At 64.9% G+C, this 8717-nt stretch carries 13 protein-coding genes; 12 read left to right on the top strand and 1 reads right to left on the bottom strand.

The genetic code is table 11. The features are described 5' to 3' along the window. Positions 1-124 precede the first annotated feature (124 nt). The 5 genes from CDI09_RS16830 to CDI09_RS18360 all read left to right on the top strand — a co-directional run bounded on the left by CDI09_RS16830 (position 125) and on the right by CDI09_RS18360 (position 3683). Complete coding sequence (locus CDI09_RS16830) at positions 125-997, top strand: hypothetical protein (RefSeq protein WP_078523861.1); 873 nt, start codon at positions 125-127, stop codon at positions 995-997. A 99-nt stretch (positions 998-1096) separates the two neighbouring features. Further along, positions 1097-2584, top strand: a complete 1488-nt coding sequence (locus CDI09_RS16825; RefSeq protein ID WP_078523863.1) for a phage tail sheath protein — start codon at positions 1097-1099, stop codon at positions 2582-2584. A gap of 159 nt (positions 2585-2743) precedes the next feature. Next, positions 2744-3175: a hypothetical protein gene (locus CDI09_RS16820; RefSeq protein WP_078523865.1), complete on the top strand. Its 432-nt coding sequence runs from the start codon at positions 2744-2746 to the stop codon at positions 3173-3175. A gap of 23 nt (positions 3176-3198) precedes the next feature. Further along, positions 3199-3510: a hypothetical protein gene (locus CDI09_RS16815; RefSeq protein ID WP_078523867.1), complete on the top strand. Its 312-nt coding sequence runs from the start codon at positions 3199-3201 to the stop codon at positions 3508-3510. A gap of 11 nt (positions 3511-3521) precedes the next feature. Continuing rightward, a complete protein-coding gene (locus tag CDI09_RS18360) occupies positions 3522-3683 on the top strand; it encodes a hypothetical protein (protein ID WP_165399179.1) in 162 nt (53 codons plus the stop codon). 36 nt (positions 3684-3719) lie between these two features. On the opposite strand, the gene CDI09_RS16810 is transcribed toward CDI09_RS18360, so the two are convergent. Further along, positions 3720-4247 (bottom strand): hypothetical protein, encoded by a 528-nt coding sequence (locus CDI09_RS16810; RefSeq protein ID WP_146220935.1) that lies wholly within the window; start codon positions 4245-4247, stop codon positions 3720-3722. 46 nt (positions 4248-4293) lie between these two features. On the opposite strand from CDI09_RS16810, the gene CDI09_RS17970 reads away from it, so the two are divergent. The 7 genes from CDI09_RS17970 to CDI09_RS16775 all read left to right on the top strand — a co-directional run. Beyond that, positions 4294-4701: a hypothetical protein gene (locus CDI09_RS17970; protein WP_146220934.1), complete on the top strand. Its 408-nt coding sequence runs from the start codon at positions 4294-4296 to the stop codon at positions 4699-4701. A 50-nt stretch (positions 4702-4751) separates the two neighbouring features. Further along, positions 4752-5669, top strand: coding sequence for a hypothetical protein (locus CDI09_RS16800; RefSeq protein ID WP_078523872.1), 918 nt, complete (start codon positions 4752-4754; stop codon positions 5667-5669). A gap of 18 nt (positions 5670-5687) precedes the next feature. After that, positions 5688-5897 carry a hypothetical protein gene (locus CDI09_RS16795; RefSeq protein WP_078523873.1) on the top strand — a complete coding sequence of 70 codons (210 nt, stop codon included), beginning with the start codon at positions 5688-5690 and terminating at the stop codon, positions 5895-5897. Beyond that, a complete protein-coding gene (locus tag CDI09_RS16790) occupies positions 5894-7051 on the top strand; it encodes a hypothetical protein (RefSeq protein ID WP_078523874.1) in 1158 nt (385 codons plus the stop codon). Before CDI09_RS16795 ends, CDI09_RS16790 begins: the two co-directional genes overlap by 4 nt. Next, positions 7044-7724 (top strand): baseplate assembly protein, encoded by a 681-nt coding sequence (locus CDI09_RS16785; protein ID WP_078523876.1) that lies wholly within the window; start codon positions 7044-7046, stop codon positions 7722-7724. The genes CDI09_RS16790 and CDI09_RS16785 overlap by 8 nt, the downstream gene beginning before the upstream one ends. Beyond that, the gene (locus tag CDI09_RS16780; protein ID WP_078523878.1) at positions 7721-8083 is read left to right on the top strand and encodes a phage tail protein; all 363 of its coding nucleotides are present in this window, start codon (positions 7721-7723) and stop codon (positions 8081-8083) included. The genes CDI09_RS16785 and CDI09_RS16780 overlap by 4 nt, the downstream gene beginning before the upstream one ends. Before the next feature lie 42 nt (positions 8084-8125). Next, the coding region (locus CDI09_RS16775; RefSeq protein ID WP_211308949.1) for a baseplate J/gp47 family protein at positions 8126-8717 on the top strand (592 nt) is incomplete at its 3' end.

The raw sequence follows: 8717 nt of genomic DNA, 5'->3' as shown, positions 1-8717 counted from the left end.
TCCATCTGTTCATCCGTCAGCCAGAACAGGTCGCTCATCTTCAGTCTCCTTGCAGAGCCTGAATCAAAATTCCCTACAAAAATCAATGGGTCCTGAGCCCAGCCATAACAGGAAGCGCCATGACATGGCCGATATCGCCACCATTTCCACTGCCATCGCAGGAGCGCTTGCCGCAGCGCTCTGCCCTGACGGGCGTAGTGCCAGCAGTTGCACGGGCCGCCCCGTCATCATCCGCCGTGGCGGCCTGACACAGGCGGATCTGGGCAATGCCCTGCATACATTGCACGAAGGCTGTGACTTCATCAGCATTGCCGATACGGCTGAAGGCTGGACCCGCCTTGATGAACCGCTCGGCCGCCCCTGGCGGATGGAAAGCACGCAGGCCGCCACCGTCAGCATAAGTATTACGGGTGGCATGGCAACGCTCGCCCTTGTGGCCAACACGGTTCCCACCGGTATCGTCGGGCTGAGGATAGAAGGGCTTGCGGGCGTCACGGGCGCCGGGTGCTGCCTGTACAGGGCGCAACCGGGTGATACGGCGGCCAGCATCGCGGCGAGCCTTGCTGCGATGCTGCCGGGTGCTACCGTGCAGGGAGCGGATATCACGCTGCCCGCCTGTGTCACGGCACAGGCCATTAACGCAGGCATGGCCACGGCGCGGTGCGTGGCGCGCAGGCAGCAGCAGATGTTCGTGCTCACTACCTGGTCAGCCAGCCCGGCCGCGCGGGATGCGCTAGGGCAGGCCATGGCCGATGCGCTGGCCCTGACCGACTGGCTGGTGGATGCAAATGGCTCCACCTTCCGCATCGAGGCACGGGGGGCGGGTAATGATGATACCGCCATGAACCGGGGCATCTTTGCCCGCCCCGCCCATTATCTCGTGACGTTCGACACCGACCTGACCCAGTCAGTGCCGCTCATGCTGGCCGGTGGCATCGGGGTGGAAAGTGGCCTGATTGCAGGCGATGTGCTGCTGGACGCACCGGCAGCGCCCTGAACCGCCCGTGTGATGCACGGGTCACGGCCCGAATAAGCACGCCCAATTCTTGAACCGTTTCTTCACGCGGCATGCCGCGCAACAGGGAATACGCATAAAATGACCATCTATCAGTCCGGGCAGCTCAACACCAACAGCCTGAGCGTGCCGGATCTGTATGTGCAGATCCTCAAACCGCAGACCCTGGCACTCAACGGCGTGGCAACCGGGCGGATCGGCCTGGTGGGCACGGCGGCCTGGGGGCCGGTGGCGTCTCCGGTCATCATCGGCAGCATGGGTGACTGCCTGAGCGCATTTGGCCCCAAGCAGGCGCAGGCGAACGATATCGGCACGGCTGTGAACATCGCCATCTTGCAGGGCGCATCCGACTTTCGCTGCGTGCGGGTGAGCGATGGCACCGATGGAGCGGCCACGGGCACACTGGCGGGGGTGACGCTGACCGCCATCCACACGGGCAGTGCGGGCAACGCCCTTGTGGCCACCATGGCGCAGGATCCGATCATCACCTCGAATTACACCCTTACGGTCACCCACCCGGTGCTGGGCAGCCGTACCTATCGTGGCTCGACATGGCCGGTCCTTGCCGCCGCCATTGCAGCCGATGGCACGGCACTCGTGCGCGCCACCGTGCCCACCCCTGTGCCCGCGCCTGAAGCGGGTTCGGCAACACTGGCCGGGGGCAGCGATGGCGGCGTGCCCACCACCGCGCAGTTCCTGGGCACGGATGGCACCAACCGCACCGGCATGTATGCCCTGCGCGGGCAGGGCTGCGCGATCGGGCTGCTGCATGGCATGGTGGATAACACCTCATGGACCACGCAGGCCGCTTTTGGCCTGGGGGAAGGGATGTACATGATTGCCTGCGGCCCGGCAGGCGACACGATTGCCAATGCGGTGGCCATGAAAAATGCCGCAGGCCTGGACAGCTACGCCGTCAAGCTGATGTTTGGTGACTGGCTGTGGTGGGATGATGACACCAATGGCGACATTCTGGTGCCACCTCAGGCGTTTGCCGCTGGCATTCTTGGTGGCCTTTCGCCCGAGCAGTCGAGCCTGAACAAGGAACTGTATGGCGTGATCGGCAGCCAGAAAGCAGGCCTGGCCAGTAGCGGGCAGGCCGCGACCTATTCCGGCGCCGAGCTGTCGGCCCTGTTTACGGCGGGCATTGACGTGATCTGCAACCCCGCACCCGGTGGCAGCTACTGGGCGGTGCGCGGCGGCATCAATACCTCTGCCGATGACGTGACGGATGATGACACCTATACACGCCTGACAAACTATATTGCCGAAACGCTCAACGCGGGCATGGGCGCGTTTGTGGGCGCTGTCATCTGCGCCACGCTGTATGGCGACATCCGCGCCGTGCTGCTCGGCACGCTGTCGAACATGGTGGGCAGCGGCATACTGGGGGCCAGCACGGATTACGCCGTGCTGTGCGACACGACCAACAACCCCCAGTCGCGCACGGCGCTGGGTTATGTACGCGCTGACGTGCAGGTGCGCTATCAGGGGATCAACCGCTTCTTCGTGGTCAACCTGCAGGGCGGGGCGAGTGTTACGGTCAGCACCACGACTGCGGCGGCCTGATCCCTGGCCTGGAAAACAGAAGAAAGTTTTTGGTGAAGTTTTTTCAAAAAGCTTCAGAGGACTACCTTATCCAGAAACTGTTGTTTTTTAAACTGCATCAATCATAGCGCAATACTTTACGGGCCACCTTTCGGGGTGGCTTTTTTCATGGAGCCATGAATGTCCCTCAAACCCTTCAATATCGGCCGCGACTGCCGCGTGGTGCTGGTCTATAACGGCAGCCGTATCGACCTGCCCACGGTGACCGGCTTCGATGCGGCCCAGCGCACCCACCAGCTGGAATCAAACCCGCTGAACGACATGCCCCTGTTCTATGACGTGCCAGGGGGGTGGGGCGGCCAGTTTTCCTTCCAGCGCGACGGCTCCGGAGCCGATGACCTGTTCGCCGCGATCGAGAGCGGGTTCTGGTCGGCGGGCACGGTCATTCTGGGCAGCATCTACCAGTATGTGACCGAATGCGATGGGTCGCTAAGCACTTACGAATTCATCGGCGCATCCCTCAAGCTGTCGGATGCGGGGCGCTACCAGTCCGAAACGCTGGTGACGCAGACCATCACGTTCACGGCCCGCGCCCGCAACCGCATTTCCTGATCCCCCAGCCGGAATACGCCGACATGACGGAAAAAACCGTAAAAACCTCCGATGGCCGCACCCTGACCTACCGCGAGCGCGGGCCGGGTGATGTGCTTGCCCTGCTTGAGTTCGGGCCGGATACCCCCTCGACCGCGTGGCTGGAATACGCGCTCATGGTCAGTTCGGTCGATGCGATTGACGGCGTGCCCGTCATCCGCCCGCAAACACGCGTGCAGCTTGAACAGCTTGCCAACCAGATCGGCAATGACGGCATTGAGGTGCTCAGCACGGCCCTGTTTGGCCCCGATGCGCAGGCCACCCCCGATACCGAGGCCCAAGCCGCAAAAAACTGAGCCGGCACCCCGTGCTGATCGAAGTGGCGGCACTGGTCGGGCACGGGGTGCCGTGGGATGTGGCCATGTCCATGCCGCGCGTGCGGCGCATGGCGTTTCTTGTCGCCTTCGGGGAGCTGGCAGGCGGCCGCTATGACTGGGGCACGCAACAATGGGAGTATCCAGATGGCTGAATCCTGTCGGGCCACGACACGCCTGGTCATGCGGCTTCAGGCCGCACGAGCCGGTAGCCTGTCCGCGCCGGTCGTCCGCCTGCCGGGGCGGAGCGGGCATGCGGCAGGTGCCATTGCAAGACTGGCTGCGGCGGTGGGGCGCATGGGGCGCGCCACAACCCGGCCTGTCATGGCTGCCCGCTTTCGTCTGCCTGAACGCAGCCATAACGCCCCCACGCAGGCCTTGCCAGCCAGGCTGGGGGAAATGCGCGCCGCGCGGGCAATACAGTCGCATCCGCCCGTCAGCCGCCATGCCGGTAGCGGGCCCAGCCATGGTGAAAAAGGCGAACCAGACAGGCGCTGGACAGCGCCAGCGGTCATGAACAATCCTGCGCCCGCCCCGGACAGGAACGGGCGGGATGAAAAAAAGCATCCTCCCATGCCCCATGGATCACGCAGGGTATCACCCCTGACGCGCCTGCCAATGCGCACATCCAATGCCCGCCCTGTAACGACGGCCTCCGCCGGGGCTATGCAGGGGGGCAGGGCCATGAGCCGCGCCATGCCTGTGCCTGCACGCATCATGCCCAGGCCTGCGGCTCCCGTGGCTGTCCCGGGTCGGAGCCACATCGTGTCCATATCCCCTGTGGCGGACAGGCAGGCCCCGCCGTACAGGCCCGGCCTGCTGAACAGCGAGCCAGACAGCCATGCGGCGCGGCGCGTCGTGGTGCCTGCCAGCATTATTCGTGGCTCCGGGAATGTCACCCTGCCACGCAGGCAACCGCGCAGACAGGCGCGGCCTTCCTTCATCAGTCCGGCTCCCATGGTCCGTGCCCGCACTCCCGGCAGCGCGGATCAGGTCTTGCCGGGCGCGCCCATCGTACAGGTCACCATTCCCGTGACACTGGACCAGCACAATGTGGGGCAAGCCGTTGCCCGCATAGAAACCAGCCGCGACCTTCTTGAGCATCGCGCCACCGGCACCGCGCCTGATGGCATACAGCATGTGCAGCTACCCGGTCGCTCCGTGGGAATATGACCATTGAACGCCAACGGTCCACGCCGCGTCCGTCCTGAGTGGAAAAATACATGTCCCTGACCCTTATGAACACCGAGACCGCCATCGGCGCGATCGGGCGGCTATGGGCTTCGGCCCCCGTCACCATCGGCGACCTGACCCTGACTGGCATGGAAGTGCCCCGGCTCATCCGTGATGGGGGCACGCAGCAGGTGGCCGTGCACCGCCTGCCCGGTGGCGGCAGGGTGATCGATGCCGTGGGCAACGACCCCGACCGCCTGGAACTGACCGGCACGTTTGTCGGCCCCACCGCCATCCAACGCGCGCGCGTGCTCAAGCAGATGCGGATTGCGGGCGTGCCGGTGCCGTTCAGCGGGGCGGGACTGTCGCTTATGGTCCGCATTGTGCAGTATTCCTATGATTACGCACAGAAAGGCGTGGTCATTCCCTATCGGCTGGTGCTTGAGCAGCCACCACAGACCGCAGCTTCGACGAATGTGGTGTCCGGCCTTTCGGCGCTGGTGGGGGCGGATGCGGGTTCCGCCCTGTCCGGCCTTACGGATGCGCTTGCAGATGTCTCGACCATTGCAGGCAATATGACTGGCCAGCTTGGCACCATCATGGGGCAGGTCGCCCCCATTGCCGACATGGCGGGGGCCGGTGGCGTTCTGTCCGGGGTGGAGGACAACCTGGGCATGGTAGGTGGCCTGTCTGGCGCCGGGGTCAATCTGGCCTCGGTGCCCGATAGCGCTGCCAGCGTGGTGTCGGGGCTTGCGGCATCCGGTGCAGGTCTGACCGGCGCCATCGGTCAGAGCGGGGCCAATCTGGAAGGGATCGCGCCCGATAACGCCGCCAGCCTCTCTGCCCTGACCCAGAACGCACAGTTGCATAGCGCCACCGTCAACAGCGCGGGCCTGGTCAACCGCGCCTATGCCAACACGCTGCTGGCCACAGGAGGCGTGCAGAATGGCCCGATTGCCAATAACTGAGCAGGAGGTAACACACCCATGGTGCTCACCATAAAGGTTACGGCGGCGGATGGCACGCTGTACCATGTTGCGGCCCGGCAGCTGAATGACGCCACCGCGTGGTGGCGGATCGCGCAGCTCAACGGCATGACCGACCCTGACCTGTCCACTTTCACCACGCCAGTGACCCTTGTGCTGCCTGCCATTGATACTGTTCTTGATAGCGGCGTGCCGGGGGTTACGGCATGAGCGACACTCTCTCGCTCACCACTGCCGGGCAGGTCATCTGGCGTGCTCCGCGCGCGCGGCTGCTGGTCAACGGCACCGAACGGGCGGAAACCGGGATTGAGCAGTTCACCCTGACCCGTACGCGCTACAGCCGGGCCGATACGCTTGAAATGACACTGGCGCTGGATCGTGCCGCCACGCCTGCCAGCGGGTTGTGGTTTGACCTCCCGCCCCCTTCAGATGGCAGCACCCTGACCGAGCTGGGCATAACGCTGCAGATGCGTGACGCGGCGGATGCGGGAACGCAATGGACCACCGTATTCACAGGCATCATCGACCATGTTGTCCTCAGCCCGACGCAGACAGCTGTTACCATCGCCTGCCGCGACTATCTGGCCAGGCTGCTGGACATGCGCATCTGCGCCGACTGGATGAACATGACCGGGGCGGAAGTGGTCACGGCCATGTCCGTTGCTGCAGGGCTGACGCCACAGGTCAGCATGCCACAGGCCATGACGGGCCAGTTCTGGCAGGTGGAGCACAAACGGGGCAGCGCAGCCAGCCACACCCGGTTCCAGACAGCATTTGACCTGGCCAGCACGCTGGCCACCGGGGCGGGCTGTGATCTGTACACACAGGGCACCACTCTTGTCTGCGCACCCTATCCCACACCCACGCAGGCCAACACCCATCTGCTCGATTATGCCGATTACGGGCCGGAACAGCCCATAAGAACCGGCGCTTACGGCCTGAATTTTATGCGTGATTACCAGATCGGGCGGGGCATCATCGTGCATGTCATGGCGTGGGACAGCCGACAGCGCACGAAGGTGGATTATTACTGGTCAGCGGCTGGCGGCTCCACCACGCCCCCCGCACAGGCTGGCACGCTGCACAGTTTCAGCCTGCCGGGCGCGCGGCTGGATACGGCGCGGCAGATGGCACGATGCAAATATGGGCAGATCATGGCCCATGCCCGCACCATTACCGGCACCCTGCCAGGGCGTATCACGCTCCAGCCCCGTGACTTCATGCGGCTGACCGATACCGGCACGACATGGGACGGCACGCTGGACGTGGATGCCGTGAGCAGTCGTTTTTCATGGAATGGCGGCTTTTCACAACAGGTCACGCTGCGCAGCCGCAGCATGGCAGGAGATGAAACTGATGACTGATACCCGCATGGTCGCCGCAGGCCTGGCGCACGCGCAGGCCCAGCCCGGCTTTGGGCTGGTCAGCGCGGTGGACCCGGTCAATCACGCCGTCAAGGTAATGCTCCAGCCCGCCGGGGTGGAGAGTGGCTGGGTGCCCTGCGGCGCGCTACAGGCAGGCAGCCTGCGCATTGCCTGCCTGCCCGATATCGGCACGCATGCCGTGACCATACCCGTCGAGGGCGATGCCGAGCACATGGTCATGGCCTGCCCGGTGTTTGACGCCGTGCTCATGCCCCCCACATCCCCCGTCACCAGCCAACCCGCCCAGCCCGGCGAACTGCTGATCGTGGCAGGCTGCCCCACGCCACCCGCCAATGGTGAAACTGCGCCGGGCGACGCCACGCAGAACGCGCCATGGTGGCACATCACGCGTGATGCGATCTACAGCGGGGCAGGGCAGACCACCGAGGTGCTGACCGCCACCGGCAAGGCATGGAAGGTGGGTAGCGTGGGCATGACGCTCGATGCCAGCGGCCTTGCCGTAACCGGGGGCCCGATCACGACCGACAGGGACATGACCGCACAGGGCACCGTGACCGGAAAGACAGATGTTCTCGCGGCGGGCATCTCGGGTAAAAGCCACACCCATAGCGGCGTGCAGCCGGGTAGCGGTTCAACCGGTGCGCCGCAATGAGCGCGCTGTCACACACCATGGGCGGCGACCTTGACCTGTCAGGCACGGGCAGCGTGGCCGTGGTTACGGGTGCGGACCAGACAAGGCAGGCGCTCCTGCGCAGGCTGTGCACCAATGCCGGGGCCTATATCTGGCAGCCCGATTACGGCGCTGGCCTGCCAGCACGGGTGGGCAGCGTTATGGATGAGGCCGCCATCCGCGCCCTGGTGCTCGAGCAGATGCAGGCAGAGGGCGGGGTGGACCAGACCCAGCCGATCACGGTCACGCTCTCCAACCCGAGGTCAGGGGCCTATCTGCTGGCCATCGCCTACACCGATGCCGCCACCGGCACGGTGCAGGAACTGACACTGAGCACATGACGGGCGCCTCTCACGAGGCGCCTTTTTTATTGGAGGTCCGTCTTGGCCCTAACCTTCCAGTCATTCAGGACCACGCTGGGCAATATGGTGGCCAGCGCGCAGGGTGCATGCCCGTCGCTGCTTGACCTCAATATCGGCTCCCCCGGCCGCGCCATGCTCGAGGCCGTGGCCGGGCTGGGGCTGTGGTTCCAGTTCATCGCACTCCAGATCCTCTCGCGCACCCGGCTGGCCACATCCATCGGCACGGATGCCGACAGCTTCGTGCAGGATTTTGGCCTGACCCGCCTGCCGGGCACGGCGGCGACCGGCACCGTCACCTTCACCTCGTTCTCGCCCGCCAGCCAGTCGGCCACGGTGGCGGTGGGGGCAACCGTGCGCACAGCCTCAAGCCTTGTGTTCAGCGTGGTGCAGGACGAGACCAACCCGGCATGGTCCACGAGCGCCGGAGCTTACGTTCGACCCGCGGGCACAGCCTCGATCACCGTGCCAGTGCAGTGCGCCACTACGGGCGCGACTGGCAACGTGGCGGCGGGGGCCATCTGCCTGCTGGGCACGGCCATATCGGGCATCGACACCGTGACCAACACCACGGCGCTCACCAATGGCAGCGATGGCGAGACGGATGCGGCGCTGC

The sequence above is a fragment of the Komagataeibacter nataicola genome (assembly GCF_003207795.1).
Classification (GTDB): domain Bacteria; phylum Pseudomonadota; class Alphaproteobacteria; order Acetobacterales; family Acetobacteraceae; genus Komagataeibacter; species Komagataeibacter nataicola.
Note: the sequence above shows the minus strand (reverse complement) of the source record. Positions and strands in the feature narration are given on the sequence as shown.

Excerpts from the sequence above, each read along its gene's own strand:
- CDI09_RS16810 (WP_146220935.1), bottom strand. The coding sequence starts at position 4,247 with ATGATGCGTGCAGGCACAGGCATGGCGCGGCTCATGGCCCTGCCCCCC.
- CDI09_RS16830 (WP_078523861.1), top strand. The coding sequence starts at position 125 with ATGGCCGATATCGCCACCATTTCCACTGCCATCGCAGGAGCGCTTGCC.
- CDI09_RS16780 (WP_078523878.1), top strand. The coding sequence starts at position 7,721 with ATGAGCGCGCTGTCACACACCATGGGCGGCGACCTTGACCTGTCAGGC.
- CDI09_RS16800 (WP_078523872.1), top strand. The coding sequence starts at position 4,752 with ATGTCCCTGACCCTTATGAACACCGAGACCGCCATCGGCGCGATCGGG.
- CDI09_RS16790 (WP_078523874.1), top strand. The coding sequence starts at position 5,894 with ATGAGCGACACTCTCTCGCTCACCACTGCCGGGCAGGTCATCTGGCGT.
- CDI09_RS16795 (WP_078523873.1), top strand. The coding sequence starts at position 5,688 with ATGGTGCTCACCATAAAGGTTACGGCGGCGGATGGCACGCTGTACCAT.
- CDI09_RS16825 (WP_078523863.1), top strand. The coding sequence starts at position 1,097 with ATGACCATCTATCAGTCCGGGCAGCTCAACACCAACAGCCTGAGCGTG.
- CDI09_RS16785 (WP_078523876.1), top strand. The coding sequence starts at position 7,044 with ATGACTGATACCCGCATGGTCGCCGCAGGCCTGGCGCACGCGCAGGCC.
- CDI09_RS16815 (WP_078523867.1), top strand. The coding sequence starts at position 3,199 with ATGACGGAAAAAACCGTAAAAACCTCCGATGGCCGCACCCTGACCTAC.
- CDI09_RS16820 (WP_078523865.1), top strand. The coding sequence starts at position 2,744 with ATGTCCCTCAAACCCTTCAATATCGGCCGCGACTGCCGCGTGGTGCTG.